Genomic DNA, 25,397 nt, shown 5'->3' with positions numbered 1-25,397 from the left:
CCTTAAGGTACCCTTGGATGATCCGGATCAACGAAATCAAAATAGACTCCGCCATCCTCTATATCTGTTGAAACCAAGGTATACTCATCCGACCAAACCACGGCATATCGAACTCCATTCCAAACCAACTGTGCAGCACTATTCACTGCCGAATTGACAGTTATGGCAATGGGATCACCAAGCTTTTGCCCTTCGGCATTGATGCGAATAAAATAAAGTCTTTTGTCATTTTCCCTCCAAACTAAACCGTATTCGGTCCCGTTCCACACAAGGGAAGGCTCAAACGGATAGCGATGAGCTCCATCCGTAATCTGCACGGCGTTACCGATTACCTTACCCTCGGCATCCAACCTTGCAAAGTAGATCTCCCGACTGCCGCTTGACTCAGCCGCCCATGCCACCCCATATTCGCTACCTGTCCAAACAAGAGACGGCACTCTGGGAGCAACAGTATTTTTGGTGACAGGGACCTCTTCACCGATTTTACTGTCATCGCCGATTTTACGACCATGACCGTCGACCCTCGCAAAATGAATCGCCCGATTTCCATTTTGTTCCTCTGCCCAGCTGAGCGCAAAATCCGTTCCATTCCAGACTAAAGATGGAGGTCCAAGATCCTCTGTACTTTGCGCAATCGGTGTGAGCCTCTCATCGTAATGAATTCTGCGTCCACTACCACTTGTTAATACAAAATAGAGAGAATGATAGTTTTGTAAGGCTCCGCCCCTGTCTAAGCCTTCGCCTTCGGATGACCAGCTGATACCATACTGGCTAGGATCGATCATGACCGCAGAGACCCCAGAAGTTTTCCCACTCTTACTCACTAACACCTTGTGAGCTGGATAACCTAGACCGGGTTCATCCATGATATTTCCCCTGCCATCTATTCGAAAGGGCATAAAATAGAGTTTTGTTATGTTATCTTCTAATCTGGTATACTCCCCCCAAATCAAACTATATCCATCGCCCGCCCATAAAAGGATTGCGGAAGAGATCATTACTCCCTCGCTATCTGTTAATTGCAAATCATCCTTAGCGGGATTTCCTTCAGTAGAAAGATCTCTCCGGATTATTTTGTTCCCCTGAGCGTCGATCCTGGCAAAATCAACATGGTAATAATCCTCGTAATGCTCCGCGTAATGATCCTCATAATGATCATCCTTCACTCCGCTAATCCAAACGACAGCGAACTCCTTGCCCGTCCAAACCATGGAGGGAGTGAAGTTCGGCTGACTATTGTTGGAAATTTTCCTCCCAGATTTTTCCGGAGGTGGGATTGTCTCTGGGGCACAGGCACACCCCCAAACAGCCGGAGCGCCAGTTGCCCTTGCTTCGAAGGCAGGTCCCTGTTTTGAGGCCTCCGATGACGGAGGGATTTCGGTGTAGGTGTCGCCTGCCGGAACTTTTTCAACTAGAATCCGGTTTCCATCGACTTCAATACATTGTTCTGTTTGCGGGGTTTGCCCAAAACCGTACAGGGTCATTCCCCATTTTTCGCAAAGCCAACCGCTAATACCTTCCACTCTTTCATATGAAGTTGCGCTTCCTCTCACCTCTCCTGGTCCGGCCATAAAACCTCCTTATTCTTCAATGACTTTCACGCGTGCCTGGCACCAATAGGGGGGTCTGGTGCCAGGCACCGGTCTACGGTTCGCCGTCAATAAGTCTGATGCCGCCCTCATCGGCCACGGGTGGGGATGGTTGCTAAGAAAATGGGGGGTACAGATGGTACCAGGTACCTTTTGGCCAAAAGGTACCCGGTACCTTAGGGTGTTTAGGCAGTGGAAGCAGAAACGGCATTGGCGACTTTATCGGTGCTCATCGGATCGGGATGATGCGAGCGTCCCTCGCAAGGTCTCGTCTTCCGGTTTCCAAGGTTCTTTTTCCCGATTCAACATCGAGTGGCCTGGCTGTTGTTCCGTTGTTAGTGGTGAGAAGGGCGGCGGCCTGTGTAACCTCTGCGGTGACGAGAGTCATTTCCATCCCCCGGCTGACCAGCAATGCCCCGACATCGCGGGCCAGCCTGTCGAGGGGGGTGCCGTTCAGGCCAAAATCAGGGAAGGGTTGATCGGTTGTTGGGAGAAGTCTCAGAACATCGGCTCGTGAAGTCGGTCCCGTTTCGCCAAAGGTGGCAATGAGGCCAGCCCCTGTTTCCGGGGGGAGTTGACCGACAAAAAGGGGCCAGACCTCCGGAGGGTAGGGGAGGTCGAGTTCCTCAGGGCCGACGGAGCTGTTTGAAATCCTAAAGGCTTCAGGAATATAACTCCTTGCCCGAGGGACAGAGTTGGCGGTCTGTAAACGCAGTGCGGTGACCGCTTGATTCAGACGGGTTTGGTAACCGGTCATCTGGACGGAGGTGTCTCCTTCTTTTCGAAGTTTGCGTGTCGCCTCGGAGAGATTGTCAGTGGTCAAGAAGGCGCGGATCGCCGCCTGCCACTGAGGAGGAAGAAGGGCAATCTGGCGTTCCAGAGTTTTATCATCGTTAACAAGAAAGGAACCGGTGAGCCACCAGCGCCGTGCCTTCCGAATGACTTCTTCTCGCGTATCTTCCCCTTTTCTCCCGGCCTGTTTGCGGCGGATGCTGTCGATGTGAGCCTTCGCTGTGAGTCTTGAAATGCCCAAGACCTCGCCGATCTCCGGCTGGTTGGTCGCCCCGTTTTCAATCGCTTCTACGACTCGCTGTTCCGCCGGTGTCAGAAAATCAAGGGCATCGGCTCTTTGAAGGGTTCCCAAAATTTCGGCCCGGACCAATGCCTGTTCTACCTCCGCAATGGGAAGCACCACCCTGACCGCCTCTTCTCTGGCGACAATCCGTGCATTGGTGATTGAGTTTTTAACCGTTGCCCGTGCCGGCTCTTCGAAGGAGTTGGGGACGTCGACCGGTTGGGCCCCTTCTTGCTGAGCCTCAACAATTCGCCTTAGGTAGGGATTGCTTCGTCCCTCCATTCTTTGCAAAACGGTGGCAAATCGACTCTCATCCATATCGGGGATGCCTGTGTGTTCCAACCGGACAAAGTCCCTGTAAAAGTTAGTCCAATTGTCTTCATCACCATTTCCTCTCAGTGAAACCAGTTTGCGTTGCGCGCTGTCGAACCAGTATCGGAGATTGTGATCCGTGGTGTTTCTCAGACGACGGACCTCTTCAAAGGTGTGGCCTGCGAGGAGGAGGTTAACAATAGTCCGTTCATTCTCGGTTAAACTTTTCAACTCTTTTGGTGTGAGCGGATCAAAACTGTGTGTCAAGGCGCCGAGAACCAGACGACCCCTGACTTCCCTCGGGAGGATCTCAGGTGAAAGCCGTCTTCGATCGATTTCATAGATTTTGTAGGTTCCTTTCGGTTGTTCGGTTTCTTGAGCGGCCTTGAAGGCACCGGCCAATGCCCTTTTTTCAGTGTCGTTCAGACCCAGCAGGGTGGCACGATCCTGAGTGGGTTGTAGCGCCTCTTCCTGTTCAGCCAGTCTCCGGTTCGTTGTTTGACGGAATCTCACTTCGGTATCTCTAAGGAGTCTTTCGATAAAGTCAGACCGGTGGAGATCCACATCATTGTGGCTGACGATCATGATTCCCGAGGGGAGGATTTCGACGACACGTTCGCTGAAAATGGGAGTTTCAAGTGTTGTCTGCCTTCCCGTGTCTCTTTCATCAAGAATGACCAGACTCCTCATACCGGGGAGGGTGCCGGGGATGAAGGTCATCAGGCGCGTCCCTTCCCCGGTACTGGTGTAATATTTAATCGCCACAGGCACGCCTTCGACAACCTCGTCTAGTGCCTGACGGCGTCGGTATTCCAAAAGGAGTTTTTCATAAAATGTGGCGGCAACCGCCTTGTATCTGGGGTCACTGGTGGTGTGGAACCTGTCCCGGTGGATCTCGCCGATAGAAGGGATTTCAGTCTCCCTCATCCGGAAGGCAACGGAGGGACGGATCGGGTCACCCGCATAAGCCCGGTTGCCGATGGTGATAACAACGCTGTTGGTGGTTCCCATCCCCAGCCCTGCATTCAGGCGAGTTCGTATGACCTGCGCCAGCCCCCCCTGTTGAAAAACGGGGGCCCCCTCTTCATCCAGAGGGACGAGCCCCGGGTTCAGGAGACTGACCATCGCGACCTGTCCCCCGGAAGGGAAGCCGGCAACCCTGACACGGTAGATTTTGATCAGCAGTTCCGCTCGAAAGGAGTTGCGGTGAGAGGTTTTCCGAGATTGCGTCATGACCCAGCCCTGTCTCTGAACCGAATCGAGCCCGGTTACGGTGAAACCGTGGCCGTTTTCAAGAAAGGAGAGGTCTTTTCGTTCAAAATCCCCGGCCTGTTGGACAGAGACTGGATCATTGGGCTCTTCCGAATCAATCCCGACGACATGGAAGAATTTGACCCCCATCTCGTCTTTTTCGACGTCAACGGATCGTTTGGCCTTATTGGAGTTGCCCCCTCGTTCAAGGGCCCGAAATTTGAGGATCGTTGCTGTACGATCAGGAGGAGTTGCCGTCTCGGCAGCTCCTGCGGGACCGGTCTGATCAAAAACAACCGTCTCCCCGGTGGCCAAGGTCGCGCCATAGGCCGGCGCCGGGGAGGTTCTATCAATGGAATCAGAGCCAGCCATAATTGGTGGACCTTTATCGGCAGTGAGCGGGAGAGGTTGTGCCCAAATTAACGCCTTTTCCTTGACGGGAGAGAGCGGCTTATGTTACCAAAACCAGACCTTTTTTATCAGATTGGGTAACAGGAAGGGAAAACTTTTGAATTCCTCAATCTACGGTTGGCATCTCCCCCCCAATGTTTCGGCCCACGGGGCGGCGATTGATCAGTTGATCCATGTCGTCCACTGGTTCATGATTGCGCTTTTCATCGGGTGGGGGATTTTTCTCCTTTATACCCTTATTCGGTTCCGTGAGCGCCCCGGTCGCACCGCCAGTTACGAATCGGCCAAGAGTAAACTGCCAAAACTGGTTGAAATCAGTGTTGTCCTGTTTGAGGTATTCCTTTTAATTGGACTCTCAATACCGATCTGGTCGAAGGTCAAAAACGAATTTCCGCCGGCGGCCGACTCGCTGGTGGTCCGGGTGGTGGCCCAGCAGTTTGTCTGGAACATCCATTACCCGGGGCCGGACCGCCTCTTTGGCAAGAGTGATCCTTCCCTGATTAGTGACAGCAACGCCCTGGGGATTGATTGGAATGATCCCAATGCCAAGGATGACATCGCCTCGATCAACCAGTTTCATTTCCCCGTGAACAAGCCGGTGATTGTTTATCTTTCGTCCAAGGATGTGATCCACAGCTTTGCGATCCCGGTCCTTCGGGTCAAACAGGATGCGATCCCCGGGATGAGGATCCCTGTCTGGTTTGAAGCGGTGCAGACAGGCCAGTTCGAGATCGCCTGCGCCCAGCTCTGCGGCGTCGGGCATACCCTCATGAAGGGGTACGTCAGTATTGATACGCCGGAAGAGTTTGAGAATTGGGTGAAGGAGCAGGAGGCGGCAAAGAATTTGTAGTAACGCCCCGTGAGGGGGAGTGAGGAGAGAGATGAGTCATTCAGAACACCAGAGTTTTTGGCAGAAGTATATTTTTTCCGTCGATCATAAGGTGATCGGTTGCCAGTATGCGTTGACCGGACTGGTCTTTTTATTTTTCGGTTTTTGCCTGATGATGCTGATGCGCTGGCAGTTGGCCTTTCCGGGGGAGCCGTTGCCGGTCATCGGAGGCCTCTTTAGTGACACCACGATGCCGGGTGGGGTGATGTTGCCGGAGTTTTACAATTCACTGGGGGCGATGCATGGGACGATCATGGTCTTCCTGGGGGTTGTGCCGCTGGCGGTCGGTGGGTTTGGCAATTATCTGGTCCCACTCCAGATCGGGGCGCCCGATATGGCCTTCCCCAAGCTGAATGCGGCGAGCTACTGGTGTTATTTCGTGGGGGGGGTTGTCATGTTCGCGAGCTTTTTTGTGCCTGGCGGCGCGGCCAATTCCGGATGGACCTCCTACCCGCCTCTCTCCGATATTGCGACGATGGGACAAACCTTCTGGCTCTTCGGGATGGTGGCGCTGATTACTTCGTCGCTTTTGGGTTCGGTCAATTTTATTGTGACGATCGTTCATCTCCGGGCCAGGGGGCTTTCGTTTTTCCGTCTGCCATTTTTTGTCTGGGCCCAGTTTGTGACTTCTTTTCTCCTTCTGCTCGCCTTTCCGCCGCTGGAGGTGGCCGGTGTCTTGCAGTTGATGGACCGGCTGGCCGGAAGCAGTTTCTTCCTGCCAAGCGGTCTTGTCATTAGTGGAACACCGTTGGGGGTCAGCGGGGGAGGGAGCCCGCTCCTTTGGCAACACCTCTTCTGGTTCCTGGCCCACCCGGAGGTTTACGTTTTGATCCTGCCGGCGATCGGGATCGTGACCGAGATTATCGTGAACAACACCCGAAAACCGCTCTATGGCTACAAAACGATGGTCTATTCCGTCCTCTTTTTAGGGTTCATGTCGTTTGTCGTCTGGGCCCATCATATGTTCATGACCGGGATGGGGACCACGATGAGCAATTTCTTTCAGGCGACGACGATGATTATTTCCATCCCCTCGGTTGTTATCTTGACGGTTTTGATTTTGACGCTCTGGGGTGGTTCTATCCGATTCACGGTCCCGATGCATTTTGCCTTGGCCTTTCTCCCGATGTTTGCGATCGGCGGTTTGACCGGTTTACCGTTGGGGCTGACCGCCTCCGATATTCCCCTTCATGACACCTATTATGTGATCGGCCACTTTCACTATGTGGTGGCGCCGGGGACACTGCTTGCCCTCTTCGGCGGTGTTTACTATTGGTACCCGAAGGTGACCGGACGGATGATGAACGAAAAATTGGGGAAGATCCACTTCTGGGGATCCTTTTTGTGTCTCAACGGGATTTTTATGCCGATGTTTATCCAGGGGTTGGCTGGGGTCTCACGGCGTCTTTACATGCCAACAGTTTATGCCCATGCCGAGGCGGTGCAGGGGACTAACGTCTTCATGTCATACTCGGCCTGGATTCTGGGACTCGTTCAATTGATTTTTATCTTCAACTTTTTCAGGAGTCTCAAAAAGGGAAAGAAAGTGGAGTCCGATAATCCGTGGCAGGCGACGACCCTTGAATGGGCGACACCAACGCCTCCTCCTCATGGCAACTTTTTGCAGGAGCCGGAGGTCTATCGGGGGCCTTATGAATACAGTCCGCCGGGGCGAACGGAAGATTTTTGGCCGCAGAATGAGGAGAAATAAATGACGACAGCAATCATTCACCATATCGATCAACCCCACCCAATGACAGGGATGACCAATTCCAAGTTGGGGATCTGGCTCTTTTTGGCCTCCGAGGTGATGCTCTTTGGGGCGCTTTTTTCCACCTACATCCTGCTCCGGACCGGGGCTGAAAGCTGGCCGCACGGTTCCAGTCTTTTGAATGTCCCGCTCGCGACATTGAACACGATGATTCTGATCACCTCCAGCGTCACGATGGTGATGGCCTGGGCCTCCCTCATGATGAACCGTTTTGGTCGGTATCGTCTTTACATGGGGTTGACCGTTCTTCTGGCGCTCGGTTTTCTGGTGGTGAAGGGGTTTGAGTACGGAATGAAGCTGGAACACCATATCACGCCGGCGACCTCCACCTTTTACGCGATCTATTTCACCATGACCGGTCTGCACGGTCTGCATGTCCTGGGGGGGATTCTCGTGAATGGTTATTTTCTCTTCCCGGGGAGCCGTCTCTGGAAGACAAACCCGAAGCAGTTTACCGGCAGGGTGGAGGCGGCCGGGTTGTACTGGCACTTTGTCGATTTGGTCTGGATTTTTTTATTTCCCGTGTTGTATTTGTTGTAAGGAGGACGTTATGTCTCACGATGTTGCCGAGATTCAAAAGCATGTTCGCCTCTACGTGACCGTCTTTGCCGCGCTGGCGGCGTTTACGGTGGTCACGGTCGGGGTGAGTTATCTTCACCTCAGCACCATGCCGGCGATTATTTTAGCCCTCACGATTGCCACGATTAAAGGGTCACTGGTCGCCTGTTACTTTATGCACCTGATCTCCGAGAAAAAATTGATCTTTATCGTCCTGGCCGTGACACTCCTCTTTTTTGTCCTGCTCCTTTTTATTCCCTCTCTGACTGAAGGGGAGGCAATTTTTAAGAATCTCCGCCATGTCTCTTAAGGCGTTTCATATTATTTTTATTACCATTTCAGCTCTGCTGGCGATCGGTCTCACCTTTTTTGGTCTCCGAGGGCCCCATTATCTTTTTGCGGTTGGCTGTGGCCTGCTTTTGGCCCTGATCCCTTACAGCTTTTGGTTTATCAAAAAGACCCGGAAGATGATGGCCCTGCTTCTGATCGGCTCTTCTCTTCTTGTCCCGGTTCCGGTTTGGGCCTGTACGGTCTGTTTGGGAGATCCCGATTCGCCGCTTTCCAAAGGGGCGAAGATGGGGGTTCTGGTCTTGGTCGGGGTGGTTCTCTTCGTGTTGGGGGGGATCTCCGGCGTCGCCTTTTCCTGGTGGCGGCGGTCGCGGGCGAAATAAATTGCGCCCCTACATTCTAAACTGTTTCCAATTGGCTGGTCTCTTCTCCAAAAAGGCGCTCATCCCTTCTGTGGCCTCCGGGGAGCCGTATAATTTTTCGAGGTCTTTGAGCCCCCTCTGAATTCTCGGCAGGAGGCCATCATAAAGGCTCTTCCTTGCCAGCCGCAACGCCTGCGGGCTCCGGTTCAAAAGTTCTTGGCAGAGGTCGGCCACCGTTTTATCCAGCTCCGCCTCCGGGACGCAAAAGTTAATAAGCCCGATCTCCGCGGCCTCTCTGGCGGGGTACTGTTTGTTTACAAAAGTGATCTCACAGGCCCTCTTGATCCCGACTAAAAGCGGCAGGATCTGGGTCCCCCCCCAGAGCGGGGCGTTTCCCACCTTGGGGCCGACCTGTCCGATCAACGAACGATCACTCGCCACGGTAATATCGCAAAAGATCTGGATTTCGTTTCCGCCCCCGAGGCAGTAGCCATTGATCCGGGCGATGATCGGTTTGGGGGAGGTGAGGAGCCTCTTTGTCAACCGGCCGAGTTTCGCGACAAAAAGTTTTCCCGTCTTTTGATTGAGGGTACTCATTTCACTGATATCGCCACCAACCGAGAATGCTTTAGAACCGGATCCGGTGATGACGATCACCCCGACCGACCTCTCCTTGAGGGCCAGGGCCAGACCCTCTGTCAGTTCCGAAATGGTCTGCCCCCGAAAGGCGTTCATCTTATCGGGGCGGTTGAGGGTGAGGGTGGCGACGCCGTCTCGGGCCTGGTAGAGGATGTCGGTAAAGGGTTGTATTTTCACTCCTCCAATTGAAACTTGACGCTAGCAGAGATCTATGTTTTCTTTCAAGGAAATTTATGTCCGAATTTGTTAAAGTGTTGCCCTCGAATGAAATCCCGGCCGACAGTGGCCGTGTGGTGGAGGTGAAGGGAAAACAGATCGCCCTCTTCAACGTGAACGGCCAGTTTTGTGCCATTCAAAACAACTGTCCCCATCGCGGTGGGCCGTTGGGGGAAGGGGATCTCAACGGAACCGTCGTGACCTGTCCCTGGCATGGGTGGGAGTTCGACGTCACGACCGGCGTTTCCCCTGTCAATCCGGCCGCCTCTGTCAAAAAGTTTAATTGTAAAATTGAAGGGGCGTCTGTTTTGGTCGATCTGGACTGAACCGGCCTGAATTCTTTAAATACCTCAAAAAATCAGCAACTTTCCATTTTTCCTGACGAAATCAGGGAAGGTCTATGGTGGATTGCACCCAACCGAACGGTTTTTGGGATCATGCCTATTGCTACGGTGATATCGCCCTGAGCGCCGTTTTAGGCCCGGCTGAGGCGATCCGCAGCCGGTTATTTCGTGAGTGGCATGCAGTGATCAACCCGGGGATCGTTTACTACTCCCCCCAGTTTGGTTCGACGGCGGATGCGTTTATTCCTGATGGTTACAATCTTGAGACCGCGGTCACCAGGGTCCAGGCCTATTATCCCCAGGCCCATCGCCGTTTTCTGGCCCAATATGTCATCCGTGGGGCGGCTTTTGCCACTGATGTCTTGGCCGGATTCAAGGCGATGGATCGCCTGTCTTACGGAGAGTCTCAAACGGAAGGGACCGTCTTTCAGGATGGTCTTTACCTGGCCCAGGCCTTCGTCGGCATGATGGCGGTAACGCATCCCTCGCGTTTACAGCAGGCCTTTTGGGGAGACGCCTCTCTTCTTATCGGGGGGGTGACGCTGACCAGCAACGCCGGTTCTCTTCGTTCGGTCTGGCAGTATGAAGGGGGGTGGAATTCAGAGACCGTTCGTCAACTGGCACCCCACCTGACGTTGACGGCCATGAACTTTGCCTTGGGGGGGGGATTTCAAAGAGACCGAAGGGCCTTTTTGGCCAGGGATCGGCAGAATCGGGCCAATCTGAAAAATCCGGCCCGAAGCGGCTGGTACATGGGGGTGAGACAGGTTCCGGAGACCACGGTTGTGGATTATGCGCGTGAAGAACTGCCCGGAATCCCGGTCTCTCGTCTGCCGGCTTCTGTCAAAACGGTCAAGGTGGAAAATACCCGGTACGGTCTTTTTGACCATCTTGACGGAGCCGAACACGAAGTGGGCTACATTGAGATTCATCAGCCGATTTCCCCTGCTCGCGAAAGACTGGGCCGCCCCGAGATCACGGTGGAGATGTTCCCCCGGTATCTGGACCAGAACCGCCTGGCCCGGGCGAGGGCCTCTCTTTTGCACCATCAGCCGGCTGTACTTTGGAACGGCTGGTCCACCCAGACCACCAATCCCTTTATCAGCTCGTCGGCATCCTACCAGAGATCTCTGCCTCCCGGTTGGCGGGTGAGTGCCGCCGTTCTTAAATCGGAATGGACACACGATGCCCTTACGGGCCAGCCGTTTTTGGCCAATAGCCCGATCAAGTACGTCGGGCCGGACCATCGCTATCACCTGGATCGGGCAAAAGGGGTTGTTAGGCGAGGCACTATTTTTCAACAGTACATCACCGGTCCCCTCTTGAACGCCAGGGATTCTATCAACGATTATCGGACGCTCTTTGCCTATTTGAGGGAAACGAGACGTGTCTATTTTGGCCTTGTCTCCCACCCTCAACGACCGACCCCTTTAAGTCGTTACACCCGTGTGATGGCGGATCGGCCGGGGTCACGCCGAGCTATCCCAAAACCGGCGTGGTGGTGGGAACGTTGGAAACAGTACGGAGGGGATGCCCCTCCCGAAGCGGGCAATTGGCAAAGACTGCCGACTCGTGAATTCCTGGCCTCGCAGAGAGTCAGAAAAGGAACTTAAAGAAAGAGCAACCTTTGATTTTTATTGCCGAAAGAAGGTGCGGGACAGTGAAAAAGGAGTTCTATGGTTAATTGCCTTTCTCCCACCGGTTGGGAGGTTTCCTATTGCCGTACCACCCAAAGCGATCTGCCCCAGTACGTTGCTGCTTCCGCAACGGCCGCAGAAATCGTCCGTAGCCGTTATTTCTCCATGGGCGATTGGCAGACACACTACGGTGTGCATGTCTATCGTCCCCGGTGGCGGTTTGAGATTCGGGCAGATCTCCTGAATCCTGGAAGCGGTTCCCTACCCACCCCCTCTGCCGAGAGCGCCTCCGTTGTGGGGATGAATTTCCTGCCGCAAGCCCGCGTCCGTGCGGCCGCCCATAACACCCTGCGCGCGGTTGGGGCGCTGACACACCTCTATTTTGGGGCCCATTCGGCCTCCAGGCTTGCCATGGGGGATTCACGGATTGAAGGAACCCGCCTGACCGATACCCTTTTTATGAGTCAGGCCTTTGTGGGTCTCCTGGCCGTTGTCCATCCGGAACGTCTTGAAAGAGGGGTTGCGGCCCACGTCAGCGCATTTATCGGTATTGGGGGTTTGATGGTCTCGGGGGAGGATTTTGCGCAAGCGATTACCTACCGGGAAACCGATTCAGAATCGTTTCGGCAGTACACCAACCAGATCGCCCTCATGGCGGCGAGTTACGCCTTCGGTGTGGGGGGAAGACCTTTGCCCTATCAGGACCGCCTGACCGGGAGAATGCGGCGTGGGGCCTATCAGCAGTTGAAAGACGACGGGGCTACACGGAGTTTGATTGACCGGCAGGCTCTCCGCGAGGCCGAGTGGCGGCTGTCCGGTTCGGTCCGTCTTGAAAGCAGGTTCCTGACCCGCTATCACCGCCCGGCGATTTTAACGTCGCGGACGCCTCGCGGTCAGGCTTATGTGGATGTTGTTGATTCTACCTATGTCGGTTTTGACACTGTTTACGATTGGCGCACCGGGACCGGCCACCTCACGAGGATCGGCAGTTTTGAGGTCCACCAGCCGGTTCGTCAAAATAATTCGGGTGCCCATGAGACGATTGACCTTCCGGATGTGACCACAAGGATTGAAAACCGGCTCCAGGGCCGAAATTATGCCCCGAGACTGAGGCAGGAGGTCGCCAATCTTCCGAATTCTCCGATTGAGGCTGGGTTCTACGCCCATGCCGCCAATGCCCCGGCCCTGGTTGGCACAGGCGACGGTTATCATCGCCAGGTCTGGGGGACGCGCAATCCCCGTTTGCGACAGGCCGCTTTTGTGAGGGCCTGGCAGTTCGAACCGGATCATCTAACGGGAAAGGCTGTCCGCCTGACGCGGCCGATGGTGGCTGTCAGACCGGATCATCGCGGCAATGTCAACAGTATGGCCAGCCTTGATTACTGGTTTGGTGATATCTGGACTCCCTCCTTCTGGCGCGGGACGGCCCGGAATCTAGTGGATTCCTTCCGGTATCGTGCCCGCCTGCGCAAAAAGGTGGCCGCGGCCGGTCTCCATCACGGTTATGCGGATCACCCCCAGGTGACCACCCCCCGTTTTCTTGGAGGGAGAAGGGAGGCCTTGCTCCGCGAACAGGAGACACAAACGGCCCTTTTTAGGGAGCAGGGATTACAGCCCGGAAACCCGAACGTCAGGTGGCTCTCCGGGGTCCCTCCCGCACTCAGGAGTCAGCCCCAAATCTCCCCGACAAGACATCTCCTGGAGATGCGTCAGGTAAGAATCCGGGAGGCGGCCGAGGCGACGGGGATCCCTCATCTTTCGACAAAACAGTACCTCCGGTTTGTGAGGGAGGCGGAGACTTATGGGGTGCGCCAGAGGGACTACCATTCGCTGGTTCGGGAGCAGGGGGGGGATATGAGGGCTGTCCGTCAAAATCTGGCAGGGTTTAAGGCCGATGCGGAGAGCCACCGGATCCCCTTAAGGGATTATATGGCTGTGCGTCAGGGGGCCGCCCAGCTTGGGACAACGATCCCCGATTTCTTGCCGGAGTACCGGCGGATCAATCGCCGGTTGTTCTCGGCCCATGGGGAAGGGGAAATCCTTTCCGTGGAGCAGTATGTGACGGTGGTCAGAGGAGCGAGGCAGGCCGGACTATCAACGGGGGACTATCTTGTCCGGGAGGGAAGACTCACACCGGCCCAACTCGAAAGGCCCTCTTCTGTGGGGGGAGAAGGAGGGGGAGATTCCGGAGCAGGATAACGCTTATGGGATGCGAATCGGTTGACAATCGGTGGCATACGGTCTGTAACTGGGCCCCGCAGATAGGGACGGCGGCGGTGACTTTTGCCGAGGCGGCACGCAGTCGCTGGTTTTACCGGGATTACTTCATTCACCACCGGGGGGTGAGTGTGCATATCCCGCGTCCCGGTATTACCGTTGTGCCGGGGAGTCGACAGGATTTTCTCCCTCCGGAACACCCTGTTTTCCATCGCGGCACAGTCGAGGGGATGGCGTACTACCCGCGCGCCCTCTGGAGAAATGCCGCACATTACGGTGTTCGTGGCGCCGGTCTTGGCCTGGATCTCTTTTTTGGCCAGCAGGCCGCGAGCCGTCTTGTTCATGGAGATTCAAAGATTGAGGGGACCGTTTTCTCCGACGGGTTTCTGATGGCCCAGGGCGCCGTTGGGGCGATGGCCGTGATCGGACCTTCCCGTTTGAGCCGGGCCTCCGCGGCCCAGACGTGGGTTCCTCTCTTTGGAGTTTTGGGTCTGATGGCCTCAGGCCGGGATATCCGGACCGTCATCGAATATGAGGATTGGGATTCCGAGCAGGCCCGGATGACCGCCTCTCACCTCTTGCTTCTCGGTTTGAACTATCTGATGGGGGTCGGGTTCCGCGAGGGGACCGCCCGGGCCCTCGGGAAGGATCGCAGAAATCTGCAAAATGCCAGTGCCGGTCAGGTGGAAGGGCGATGGACGGTGAGAACGGTCAGCCTGGCCAGGAAGGAAGAGAAAGACTGGTTACCCCATCTGGTCGATCCGCATCATGTGACGCGGGGACCGATCCGGACCTCTGAGACCCTCCTGGCGGTTGAGGATGTGAACCGCCAGGGGATTGTTGGTTATGCGGGGCTTGTGACGATCCACCGCCCTCAACGCCCCGGGGCGATCCCCCAGGTGACTTTCGTGATGGAAAAAGACTTTCAGGCCCTTGGCATCCTTCCCCGTTTGAGAACGCACCTTCTCCGGGATCCGACCTATGGTCCGATGCTCCGGCGGGGATGGGATTCGCATGTCGCCACCCCTTTTCTGCAACGGGAAGCGTATGACCGCTCCCTGACGGGAACCGGTATGCGCCGCTCAGCCTGGTTTGAAGCCCATTATTGGGAGGGAGATGTCTCCGGACAGACGGTGCTGATGAACAGGGCTTGGGGGATTTTTCGGCCGGACCATCGCTTTCGGCCACCGTGGGTGGCGGGTCGGGATACCGTGGGGCAAGGCGGAGCGCGCTATCTGTCAGGGACGTTTCGCAATCTGCGGGATACGGTAGGGGATACGGCCGCTCTTTATCGAAAGATCAGGAACACACCGCTCGCCTATTTCGGCAATACCGGCCATCCGCAACTCCAGGGTTCGCGGTGGTGGAGGCGGGCGCGGTGGAGTGAGCGGCCGGGTGCCACCAATGCCACCCCGATGGAACCGCTCCCGGCCTATATTGATCGTTCACCGGGGGCCGGTGATGCGCATTCCATGCCGACGAGGGATTATTTGAAAGCCATAGCGGGAAGGGAGAGGGGTTCGGTTTTTTAAAGAACTTTTGTGAAAAGGGAGGATCATTATGGGGGTCTATGAAGCAGTGACTCTTGCGGTTGGAGCGGCTGTGACCGCTTCCCCTGGAGACGCATCAAGGTCGGGGGAGGCCAGGCCCTTGCCGCTGGATGCGGGACTGGTGGCACAGGCAGATCGTTTTGTGGGCGCTGAATCAAGACAGTTTGAGATCCTTGATTTCATGCGGCGGGTCGTTGATGTTAACACGCATCCTTCCAACAGGGAGGGTATTGCCTCGGCAGACAGGGCCCTTATTCTCGAGTTGGAAAGACTGGGGTTTGTCAAACGTGTTGTCCTCAGTGGAACGCAGAAGGCGATTCCCCAGTGTCGGGGTGACAAGCTGGAGACAAGTATCCCGGTCGTGGGCAATCATCTTTATGCCTACCGGCCGGGGAAAGGACCTCATCCCCTGGATATCGTTATTGTGGCCCATATGGATACCGTTTTTGACCCGGAGAATCCGTTTCGGGACTTTACCTCGCAGAAAAGGGATTCTGTCCACCTGGTAACCGGACCCGGTGTGGCTGATTCCAAGGGGAGCCTGGCGGTGGCCCTTTTTGCCCTGAAGACGCTTGATTTTTTGGAAACACCGGAGGGGGAGAATGTTCTGGATGGTTTTAACACCACTCTTTTTGTCAACGGCGACGAAGAAGAGGGGTCTTTGGATTCGAGCCGCATTTTCGAAAGGCTGGCCCGTGGAGAGAGGGCTGACATCAAGGCCCCTGTCGAGGTCAAAGACTGGCCCCGTGATGTTGACTGGAGCCCGCGGGGCAGACCTCAGGCCTGTCTTGTCTTTTCCTACAACAGCGAACCTGGGAAAATGGCAACGGTCAAGGGGGGCGTTGGCAAGGGTCTCCTCGCCTGGGAAGGGGAGTCCACCCACCCGAAAAACTTTCCCCAAAAAGGGGTCAGTGTTGTTCCTGAGATAGCCTGGGATTTGACAGCGATTGACGGGATGAACTATCCGGATACCGGCGTTTCTGTCGTGGTGGGGCAGGGGGAGTGGGGTGGGGCCCGTAATAGTGTCCCCGGATGTGGTTTTGCCAAGGTAGACATCCGCTTCAGTGACAAAGAGTTGGCCCAGAGGGTGGCTGATTCCATCCAACGGACCGTTGCGACACCACAGACGGTCAATCCCAACGGTCGTCAGGTTCGTGGCTTGGCCCGTGTTTTTCTGCATCGACCTCCTTGGAGGGGCGGCCCCGAGACAGAACGCCTTTTTGATCTGTACCGTGATTCTTACAGGGACGTTGCCCGGACCCATGGGCCCGAATTGGCCCCTCAAGAAGTGGTTCGGGAAGGTCAGAAAGAGGTTGTTTTCACCCCGGTCAATGATCTCGCCATGGGGGAGGTTCGTTCGGGGAACGATGCCAACCTTCTTGGGTACTATGGTTGCCCCACCCTGGACGGTTTGGGACTGGTCTCTGTGGGGGTGCATAGCGAGCGCGAGACGACAACCCTTGAGTCCCTCTGGCATCGGACGATGACAACGGTCCGTTTCCTCCTCCAGTTACGGGCCCAGAGAAAGGAAGGTCGGTTGTAGGCATGGGGATCCGGGTTGAAGAAAAGGCGGTCGGTCCTCTCAGAGCGGCTCTCGCGAGCGCCCCTGAGCCTGTTGTTCGGAGTTTTGCGCCGGCCTTTGGTGACGGGGTTCTGGAGATCCGGGAGGTGACAAACCTCCTTGTCTTCCAGGACAGGGCCGTCAGCTTTATGCGTCTTTTGGAAGGACGTTTCGGTCCCACGATCGAGGCCTCCGAAGTGCCGCGAATCCCCCCTTTTATTCGTGACACAGTTGCCAGCTTGTCAAGACAGGCGGCCCTCCCCTCTGATACGCCGAGCGGCAAACCGTTCTATTGCCGGAGGCCGGTTTCTTTTGGGGTACCGGAATCTTCTCCGGATTTGGCGGTGTCCCAACAAGCGGTTTCCCGGCTGGAATCATCGGGCATTGCCTACTATCGGGATCACTTTCTCGTGGTTGATGACAAATCCAATGATATTTTTGTCTTTAATCAGGCCTTGTCCCTGGTCGCCGTGGTCTCTGGAGGGGCCTTTGGCCGGGATGTTCGTAAATTTGAGGACATTGCTGTGGAGGATGACTGGATCTACGTTGTCGGGGATTATGCCAACAAAGGAAAAGGGAAGGGGGCTGTGGAGAATCACAGCCTGGGATTCAAATTCAGGTTTTCTCCGGGGGATGACCCCACCGCTTGGGCCATTATGGAGAGTGAACCATTTTATCTCCTACTGGATCCCTCCTTGGGGTGGGACCGGGATCCGGAGAAAAACGGGCTCAAAGTGGAAGGGCTTGCGGTGCACAACGGGCTTCTTTATCTGGGGGTGCGCGTCAGCGCCGTTTCCACCCGTGATTTGCAGATTTTGAAGGCCTTGCCAGCCACGGCGGAACGACAGGGTGGGGTCCTTTTGGAACCTTATCTTCCTCCCTTTCCAACCGGGGTGATTGCCTCTCTCCCGGATCGCCCCCTGCAGCTTTCCTCCCTTCAGATAGACCATGGCTCCGGGGATATGTTTATCCTGCTCTCGGCGGCGAGTAGTTCCCAGTGGATGGATTTGAATGAAACGCCCGCGGAACGTTTTGTAGGCAACCGTCTCCTGCGCTGGAATCTCAACTGGTCCTTTCGTTCCAAAAGACCTGAGGTGGTTTCAGAGGTTTTTCATACCGGCTCCAAGGCCGAGGGGGTCGCCCTGGGTCCTTTGTTTCCGGACGGTCATCGCCGTGGGGTTCTGATTGTCTATGACAACGATGTAGCCCTCACCGGGTGGCCCAGTCAGTGGAGTTTTTGCGAGATCCCCTGGCCGTTGTAAGCCCCTATTTTGGCGGGTGGCGCTTCGTACCGGAAAAGGCATAAAGCCGCTTGAGGCCGGCAACATCCCTGATGTAACCGGCTGTCCTGAAGAATTCGGTCCGTTTTCCGTTCACGATTTCAACTTGCCCACGGGTCTCGGAGAGCAGTCTTTTGGCCTCCTCTGTCACTGTGTCAGTCTCACCGAGGGCCTCCTCAATCCGGTCCAGATCCTCTTCGATCCTGTCCAGAGAAGGGTGCTGACCGCCGATCCAGATTGCCTGACCCACTCTTGTGGTGAGACGGCGCAACAGATCTCCACCGGCCGATTCATCCATCCTGCGCCTCGAGGCATCGTCCCTTCCTGTTTCGAGCTCACCCCCTAATATCCGGATATGGGTCTGGATCCTGTTGAAGGCGGTTCTTGTTGTTGAGGGAGAGGCGGCGGCGAGTCTTTCAATCTGTTCCTTGAGCGAGACGAGGGCCGCTGAAAATTCGTTTCGGGAACGTTCCGGGTTTGTCTTGTGGATCAGCCTGTCGTAGTGGTCAATGCGAGGCGCCAATTGCTCCCTCTTCCGGGGTGAGGCCGAGGCCCATTCCCGAATCAACGCCCCTTCATTCATCGTGGGGGCCGCCCTTTCCTGGTTCTTGATCGTGATGGGCTGGTAGGCGGGAAGATTGGTGGCATAAACAATCGCAAATGTTGAGGGAATATGTCCGGTGGCGGAGCGGTAGATGGTATCAAAGGCGGTGGCCGGGATCGGGGTGACCCAGGAACGGAAAAATTCGGCCAGGAGGACCTCTTTCTGGGTGTACCCCTGGGCCAGGCGGGTTGCGGTACTGACGGTTGAATTGGACAGGCCTGTGAAGGCGAGGTTTGTGCCGAAGGCCATCGCCCGCGGGGGATTCAAGAAGAGGGGAATCGCCCGTGTCCCCGAGGCCACGGCGATAGCGGCGCCATCGGCCATTCTGGAAACAAAACTATTCTCAAAATTGACAAAACTCTGGCCGAGGGGACGACGGACGAGATTGACGGCGCCAATCAGGGCCAGCATTGCCCCTCCCCCGAAAAGAAGGGTGTCCTGAAGCGGGTCTTCACTTTCTTGATAGACAAGGCGTTCGGCCGCTTCAAAGGCCTGAAGGCCGCCATAGATACCGGTCCCGACGGTGACAACCCGGCCAAAATTCCTCCAGGCCCCGGTCCGGGCCTGACGAATAGCCTCTGTCTCCTGGGCATCAAAACGGATGACCTGTGTGGTGAGGGCCTGGGGGGATCGGGCTAGTTTTGTAAAACTTTTTTCATTGTTCGTAATGAGGGATGGATTTCCGGTCACAGCGGCCAGACGAGCCTTCATGGTGGCCTCATCCAATCCCGGTTCCAGGGCCGTGACAGCGAGTTTCGCAAAGGCTTCAGGATTTGTGCGGGAAAGGGTCAACAACCGGTCCCGGACATTCACAAAGACCCTTCGGCTTCTGAGGATCTGATGCCCCCCGAAACCGGTAACGGTCAGACCGGCCCCCGTCCAGGCGGCCTCTCTGTAAAATTCCCCGTCTGTCTGATATTCTTCTCGAGCCAATCGGGAGGCCCCCTGGATGCCGCGACCGACCACGGCGATGCCGCCGACCGCGGCCCCAAACCGGCCAAGACTCCTCACTCCCTGACCCATATTGTTTCCGACCCACCGGGCCGCTGTACCGGCATAACCGGGGAGAGAGGTACTGCGCGTGACGGCCCAGCCTCCTGCCCTGTCAGCGGCCAGACCCAGGGAGGAAGCCGCTCGGGTCAGCCCCCTTTCGTAGGTCGGGATGATCGCCCCGTTGCGGGCCACTCTTTGTCCCATCCGGTCATAGATGTTGGCACTCCACCAGCTGGCCTTATTCGTTGCCCAGGTGGTGGCAATGGCGTAGTGGGGTCGCAGGGCCATTTCACTCTGCAGGATAGACCAGTTGGCCTGTTCCGTCATGACGCGTGTCCAGTTGTAGTGGACGTCGTCTCCCTGTTCGGCCCGCATGGCGCCCATGCCGTCGCTGATCTGACGGGCCCCGGCATAGGTCAGGGCAAAGACGGCTGTCCAAACGGCGGTCTCGGAATGGGGGAGTTTGCCCCCCCCCGGTTTTTTCCGGTAATTGAAATACCAGCCGGCGAAGCCCATACTCAAGGCCGCCGCACCAGCCATCCGGTCAGCCCACTCCCGGTCAAAGAAGAGGTTGGGATCCTCCGTCATGGTGGGATAGGTTTTTCCACCGGTCCTGGCCTCGGCGGCCCTTGGGTAGTTTAAGCCGACAAGTTCTTCGGGGGGGGCTGTAAAAAGGTAACGGAAGGCAGTTGTGTTGAGGATAGGATCCCAAAAACCGATTTCTTCACCCGGTTTGAATCGGTCTGTTTCCACCCTGAAATTGGCGATATCGAAAGGGGTATAACGAGTGCCCCGGAAGTAATCGTCGGGATGGGTGACGGCGTCGGCCCAGTTACGAGGGTCTTGGGCCAACTGATACCGGGCAATGGCCCAAAAAGAGCCGAGGAACAGGGGGATCCCCACGGCGGGATGTATGGAAGGAAGGGGCCTGTTGAGCCAGGCAGGGATGGCCATCAAAAATCAATCTCCTTTAAATAGGTTCTATCTCCTGGATATTCTCGCCTTTTCTCCTCAAAAGTTGCCTCTTAAATTCTGACAGGGAAACGGGGCCGACCTTGTTCCTAAAATAAGGGTTCAAAAAGCAACTTGTCCTCGGGAAAACCGATAATACTGTTAAGAAAGGGGCCTTCCGTTTGACATGAACGATATTCCCAGAGACCAGATCCCCCCGTGGCTCTCCTTTTTTCACCTTATCGCCCTGGGTCACAATCCGACGGCCCTGGAACGGTCTGATTACGACACCCTCCGTGAGGCCTATGCCGGGCAGGGAATTGATGTCAGGAATCTTCCCTCTTATGAGGAGATTCAGCGAGCGTTCGAAGAGGCCCAAAGAACCCGGTACACCAATGCCGATCGCCTCATTGAATTGAACCGAAAAATAGGCCGGGATCTTGTTTGCCGTGGGGGGCCCGATCAGGCCGCCCGATTTTTTGGTCCGGAGGTCCTCCGACAGGTGGGTCCCGCCTGCGAAGATCTTTTGGAACAGGTTGTTCCACAACCGGTGAAGAGTCTATCCCGACCGGTTGGCCGGGAAATAGACCCCGAGGGGGTGGCTGTTGTGGTCGGCACAGGGGGAGCCCTTCTTTTTCTGGTCTGGAAAGGGAGACGCCTGGGTGACGCCGCCACAAAAGGGACCGAGTGGGTGGCCAGACGTTTAAATTCTCCCGTTGTCTCCCGATTTGCGGAACAGGTTGTCAAAGTGCCCCCCTCCCTGGCTCCTGCCGGGGCCGGTTTTTGGGCCGCGTGGGGTCACCGGTTGAAGACGGCCTGGAATATCGTCAGTCATCCGCGTCTTCTTTTCAGGACGGCCGGTGTCTTTGCCGCTGTGGGTCTTGCCAATGAGGCGACAAGAAAAACCCTGGGTTACAAAGACAATGGCCTGACTGATTCCGTGGTGACCGTGGTCTGGTACGTCAACGGATTCAACATGGCTATCCGCCCTGACCGTTCTCGCCTGCTTCGGCTGGCACGGTTTGCCGTCAATGAAACAGGTCTTGCCTCGGTGGGAACGGCTGTTTCCACACGTCTTGCCGTGGCGACGGGAGGGCGGTTGATGGCGGGTCGTTTGCTGGCAGGGGCAGGGACGGGGACTTTGGTTGTTATGGGGGCCGACATGCTTGCAGTCCCCATTGTGGAAAAGGGAGTTCGCCGGTTTGCTAATCTCCCCGATACGACACGACCGATTGAGGATCAACTGGTTATGGCAGAACGGAGGGATCAGAGGGTCTGGTCCGATTGGATGGCACCATGGCCTTATGCGATCGAGGCCGCCCACTTTCTGGCCCCCGGTTCGGCAAATCTCGCCCAACGGTCCGATTTTGACTGGTTGTACACCTATTTCCGGTACCAGGATCTTTTGGGTCGCCTCGGCGCCCGTCTTCATGAAGAGGCGGTGGGGATGGCTGTTTCCCGCTCCCTGGCCGAGAAGAAAAATCCGGAGGTGGTCGTCGATTATGATCACCTGAAAAGGGTGGTGGAAGATCCCGAGCAAGGGGGGGGCTTGTGGCCCTGGCTCCGTCAAATGCTTGAACAGCCGATTCCTTATCAGCGATGGGGGCAGTATGATCCTCAAGAATATGGTTATGAAAATATTTCCGGTCTCCTTGCCGAGGCCATCGCCTGGGACGAAACGAAAGGCCTAATTGTGGTCAAAAACGACTGGGCCTTTCGCCAATGGGTGGATTCATTGCCGGTGCCCGGCAAGGCGCGGGAGACCCTCGACTGGCATCAGCTTCAAAAAAGGGGATTCAGGCCCATTTACCTGATGGCCGATGAGATTGGTGAACTCGGGAGGAGGGGAAAGGGGAAGGGGCGTCCCCTGACCTTGGGGCAACTGCATGAAGCGGCCCGAAGGCTGGATGCCTTCATGGCAAAACCCGGGACTGCGGAAAAGGTTCTGGAGATCATCTCTCTCATGGCCGAGGGGAAAAAGCCTGAGGAAGGGCGCTACGCCCAGGAAGAGGTCTACAGCGCCACCGAGCTATGGTATGTCAATCAGGCCCTGGATACCCTCTACCGTTCGGCAACAGGGGTGAGGCCCAGTCTCCTCGATCAGGAATGGCGCCGCCCCCGAAAACTCGCCGATCGGGTGGTGGATCTGGCCAACAATGCCTTTGGTTTTCCAGGTGGTACTGAGTCCTGGAAGGACCATATTCTGATCCTGCAGGAGGCGCTCCTGGATCCTTCCGATCCTGCCGCGACTCCTTATGGCCCCGCCGTCGGCTGGGTTGAGATGCCGAACGGTTATGGGATGATTTATGAAGGGGCCGTTCATCTTCTGGAGACGCCGGTCCGTCAATTGTGGATGGACCAGTCGCCGGCCTATGCCTACAAACTTTTTGAGACAATTCCCTTTCGGAAGATGATCCCGGCGACCCTGTCGCGACTTCAATCTGAAAGAGACCGCCTGCGTGAAGGAACCCGAAAAACTATTGCCGAGATTGAAGCGGCCGTTCGTGACAACCGGGAGAGGATCCGGGACGACGCGGAGACAAAAAAAGAATTTGCGATTGATGAGAAGACCCCTGAAGAAGAGGCCCTGTATCGTGTCTATCGGGGGATGGCCGGAAGTTCCTTCAATAACGGCGATCTTTTTGGGCAGACTGTTCTGAAGGCCGCGGCTCTGGGTCTGGATGGGGGGCTTGTGTTGGCCTGGGAAAAACGCCTCACGGCGGAACAGATGGGGGAAGTTGTGTTTCAGACCAGAACCATGGCCCGTCTTTCAAAAAGGGGCTTGGGCGAGTCTGCCTTCAAGAGGGAAAACATCACCGATGCCGAGATCGAGTTTGAGACCTATGCGGCCTTGAGTGCCCAGCCTGTTTCTCCGGAGTCATCCGATATTTTAAACCGGTATTATTTCAACCACCTCCTGGAAAAGGCTGAGGCCTTTGGCCTGGAGACGGGAGAACTGGGTCTTCTGGAAAGGCGTTGGCGCGCCCTTCACCTTCTGGCCCAGTTGCCGACGGGGTCTTATTTGAGCGACATTCCCCCGGAGGCACGCTCGGTTGTCAGGGACCGTGATCTCAAAGAGGGTCTTGTGGTGTCTGATGAGAAGGGGGCGATTATTCTGAACCAAAACTCGCCGGAGGTTCAGGTGATGCAGGCCCTTTATGGGAAACTGAAGGGAGAGACAGATCGGCTTCAGGCCCTGCTGGCCACCATTGAAAGGCGGGCGGGGATTCCCCTCGAAACGCTCCATGATCAAGAGATCAGGAATGCGGCGGTCCGGGAGGGGATCCCTCTGACGGAGGAACAGCTTCAAGATCCCCCCGAAAATTTGATGACCTTGACTGTCGGGATGTATCCCACCGGTGTTGTGGCGACCACTCTGGCCTTGCTCCAGCACCACGAACACTTCCGATTTTTAGGCCTTTCTCCCGAAGGGGAACAAGAGTAGAGAGAGTTCCCTTGACCTTGGAGTCAAAATCATTCATAGCTTGGCGAAATTAGGGAGAGGGCACGATGCCAAAATTTAAGGAACTCAATCCGTTCGTCCTGCTCTGCGCCATCATTCTCCTGATGGCCGCTCTGAGTTACGTCATTCCTGCCGGCAAGTATGAAAGGGTTCAGGAGCCCCAGTCCAAGAGGACGATTGTTGTTCCGGGGAGTTTTACCTACACGGAAAGATCCCCAGTGCCGGTAGCTGACATCTTTCTTTCCATTCCGAAGGGGATGGTGGCGGCCGCCGTCATCATTTTTGGGATCTTCCTTGGGGCCGGGGCCTTTCGGGTCCTGGAAGATATCGGGACGGTCAACGCCTCCATTTATGCCTTGGTCAAGAAGGTACGGGGGAGTGAGGTCTGGATGATTCCGATCGTGATGCTCGCCTTCGCCCTGGCCGGCGCCTTGGCCTCGATGGCCAACGCCGTGATTGTTTTTATCCCGTTGGGGCTTGTGATCGCCCGCTCCCTCAAGTTTGATCCGATTGTCGGCCTCGGGTTGACCTATCTCGGTTGTTACGCCGGGTTTAACACCAGCCCGGTGGTCCCGACCAGTGTCGGGATCGCCCATCAGATCGGGCAGATTCCGATCTTTTCCGGGGCGGTGGTCCGTTCGGCCGTCTGTCTTTCCACAGTTCTGGTGGCGATCCTTTATGTGGCCCGTTATGCGGCCAGGACGCGGAAGAATCCGGCCCGTTCCCTGGTGGCGGACCTCAACATCCACTATGATTTTGATATCAATCTGGAGGCCTCCCGCCCGATGAACAAGAGGGACTGGGGGGTGTTGCTGGTGACCGCCCTCTCGATCGCGGCCATCGTCTACGGATCGGTTCAGTTCCAGTGGGACCTTTTGGAGATTGCCGCTGTCTTTGTGGCGATGGGAATTGTGACCGGGATCGTCGGTGGTTTCGGGCCGAACCGGATCGCCACCAGTTTTATGAAGGGGATGTCGGGGATTACCGGTGGGGCACTGATTACCGGTTTTGCCTATGCGATTCAATATGTCCTTCAAAAAGGGATGATCATGGATACGATCATCCACGCCCTTTCCCAGCTATTGGTCGGCCTGCCGATCTATCTGGCGGCGATCGGCATGTATGTCGCCAACTGTTTTACCGCCCTGTTGATTACCTCCGGGAGCGGGCAGGCGGCGGCGGTGATGCCGATCATGTTTCCGATTGGTGACCTGATCGGCCTCACGCGGCAGGTTTCCACCCAGGCCTTTTTGTTTGCCGACGGGTTCATGAACGGGATTTCTCCCGCCTCCGGCGTCCTGATGGCCTGCCTCGGGATCGCCAAGGTTCCCTTTGGGCGATGGGTCCGGTTTTATTTTCCCTTGTTCGGCTTATGGAGTCTGATTGCCGTGGTGACGCTTGTTTTAGGAATTAAATTCCACTGGGGACCTTAATAG

17 protein-coding genes are annotated in these 25,397 nt (G+C 56.0%); 13 read left to right on the top strand and 4 right to left on the bottom strand.

The window, feature by feature from the left end; genetic code table 11:
- Nucleotides 1-2: 2 nt before the first annotated feature.
- Nucleotides 3-1,571 (bottom strand): hypothetical protein, encoded by a 1,569-nt coding sequence (locus HYS22_03365; protein ID MBI1909187.1) that lies wholly within the window; start codon nucleotides 1,569-1,571, stop codon nucleotides 3-5.
- 247 nt (nucleotides 1,572-1,818) lie between these two features.
- Complete coding sequence (locus HYS22_03360; GenBank protein ID MBI1909186.1) at nucleotides 1,819-4,599, bottom strand: response regulator transcription factor; 2,781 nt, start codon at nucleotides 4,597-4,599, stop codon at nucleotides 1,819-1,821.
- A gap of 136 nt (nucleotides 4,600-4,735) precedes the next feature.
- Here HYS22_03360 and HYS22_03355 point away from each other — a divergent pair, with 136 nt between their 5' ends.
- From HYS22_03355 to HYS22_03335, 5 genes are read left to right on the top strand one after another with little or no spacing between them, the layout of a single operon-like run.
- Nucleotides 4,736-5,488 (top strand): cytochrome c oxidase subunit II, encoded by a 753-nt coding sequence (locus HYS22_03355; protein MBI1909185.1) that lies wholly within the window; start codon nucleotides 4,736-4,738, stop codon nucleotides 5,486-5,488.
- A gap of 31 nt (nucleotides 5,489-5,519) precedes the next feature.
- Entirely contained in the window at nucleotides 5,520-7,238 is a 1,719-nt protein-coding gene (locus tag HYS22_03350) for a cbb3-type cytochrome c oxidase subunit I (GenBank protein MBI1909184.1), read from the top strand.
- A 42-nt stretch (nucleotides 7,239-7,280) separates the two neighbouring features.
- Nucleotides 7,281-7,838, top strand: coding sequence for a cytochrome c oxidase subunit 3 (locus HYS22_03345; GenBank protein MBI1909183.1), 558 nt, complete (start codon nucleotides 7,281-7,283; stop codon nucleotides 7,836-7,838).
- Nucleotides 7,839-7,848: 10 nt separating this feature from the next.
- Entirely contained in the window at nucleotides 7,849-8,166 is a 318-nt protein-coding gene (locus HYS22_03340; protein ID MBI1909182.1) for a cytochrome C oxidase subunit IV family protein, read from the top strand.
- Nucleotides 8,156-8,527 (top strand): hypothetical protein, encoded by a 372-nt coding sequence (locus HYS22_03335; GenBank protein MBI1909181.1) that lies wholly within the window; start codon nucleotides 8,156-8,158, stop codon nucleotides 8,525-8,527. Before HYS22_03340 ends, HYS22_03335 begins: the two co-directional genes overlap by 11 nt.
- Before the next feature lie 9 nt (nucleotides 8,528-8,536).
- On the opposite strand, the gene HYS22_03330 is transcribed toward HYS22_03335, so the two are convergent.
- Nucleotides 8,537-9,322 carry an enoyl-CoA hydratase/isomerase family protein gene (locus HYS22_03330; protein MBI1909180.1) on the bottom strand — a complete coding sequence of 262 codons (786 nt, stop codon included), beginning with the start codon at nucleotides 9,320-9,322 and terminating at the stop codon, nucleotides 8,537-8,539.
- Between the two features lie 56 nt (nucleotides 9,323-9,378).
- Here HYS22_03330 and HYS22_03325 point away from each other — a divergent pair, with 56 nt between their 5' ends.
- The 6 genes from HYS22_03325 (at nucleotide 9,379) to HYS22_03300 (ending at nucleotide 17,932) form a co-directional block, all read left to right on the top strand.
- Nucleotides 9,379-9,687 carry a Rieske 2Fe-2S domain-containing protein gene (locus HYS22_03325; protein ID MBI1909179.1) on the top strand — a complete coding sequence of 103 codons (309 nt, stop codon included), beginning with the start codon at nucleotides 9,379-9,381 and terminating at the stop codon, nucleotides 9,685-9,687.
- A 74-nt stretch (nucleotides 9,688-9,761) separates the two neighbouring features.
- Entirely contained in the window at nucleotides 9,762-11,318 is a 1,557-nt protein-coding gene (locus tag HYS22_03320; GenBank protein ID MBI1909178.1) for a hypothetical protein, read from the top strand.
- Nucleotides 11,319-11,381: 63 nt separating this feature from the next.
- Nucleotides 11,382-13,541, top strand: coding sequence for a hypothetical protein (locus HYS22_03315; protein MBI1909177.1), 2,160 nt, complete (start codon nucleotides 11,382-11,384; stop codon nucleotides 13,539-13,541).
- A 5-nt stretch (nucleotides 13,542-13,546) separates the two neighbouring features.
- Nucleotides 13,547-15,091, top strand: coding sequence for a hypothetical protein (locus HYS22_03310; protein ID MBI1909176.1), 1,545 nt, complete (start codon nucleotides 13,547-13,549; stop codon nucleotides 15,089-15,091).
- A 28-nt stretch (nucleotides 15,092-15,119) separates the two neighbouring features.
- A complete protein-coding gene (locus HYS22_03305; protein ID MBI1909175.1) occupies nucleotides 15,120-16,652 on the top strand; it encodes a M20/M25/M40 family metallo-hydrolase in 1,533 nt (510 codons plus the stop codon).
- A gap of 2 nt (nucleotides 16,653-16,654) precedes the next feature.
- Nucleotides 16,655-17,932, top strand: a complete 1,278-nt coding sequence (locus HYS22_03300) for a hypothetical protein (protein ID MBI1909174.1) — start codon at nucleotides 16,655-16,657, stop codon at nucleotides 17,930-17,932.
- 4 nt (nucleotides 17,933-17,936) lie between these two features.
- Here HYS22_03300 and HYS22_03295 read toward each other — a convergent pair whose 3' ends face one another.
- Nucleotides 17,937-20,501 (bottom strand): hypothetical protein, encoded by a 2,565-nt coding sequence (locus HYS22_03295; GenBank protein ID MBI1909173.1) that lies wholly within the window; start codon nucleotides 20,499-20,501, stop codon nucleotides 17,937-17,939.
- Nucleotides 20,502-20,685: 184 nt separating this feature from the next.
- Between HYS22_03295 and HYS22_03290 the strand changes: the two genes are divergently transcribed.
- Nucleotides 20,686-23,943: a hypothetical protein gene (locus HYS22_03290; protein ID MBI1909172.1), complete on the top strand. Its 3,258-nt coding sequence runs from the start codon at nucleotides 20,686-20,688 to the stop codon at nucleotides 23,941-23,943.
- A 65-nt stretch (nucleotides 23,944-24,008) separates the two neighbouring features.
- The gene (locus HYS22_03285; GenBank protein MBI1909171.1) at nucleotides 24,009-25,394 is read left to right on the top strand and encodes a YfcC family protein; all 1,386 of its coding nucleotides are present in this window, start codon (nucleotides 24,009-24,011) and stop codon (nucleotides 25,392-25,394) included.
- The last annotated feature ends 3 nt before the right edge of the window (nucleotides 25,395-25,397 follow it).

The organism is Deltaproteobacteria bacterium (assembly GCA_016177765.1).
Taxonomy (GTDB): Bacteria; UBA10199; UBA10199; order JACPAL01; family JACOUP01; genus JACOUP01.
Note: the sequence above shows the minus strand (reverse complement) of the source record. Positions and strands in the feature narration are given on the sequence as shown.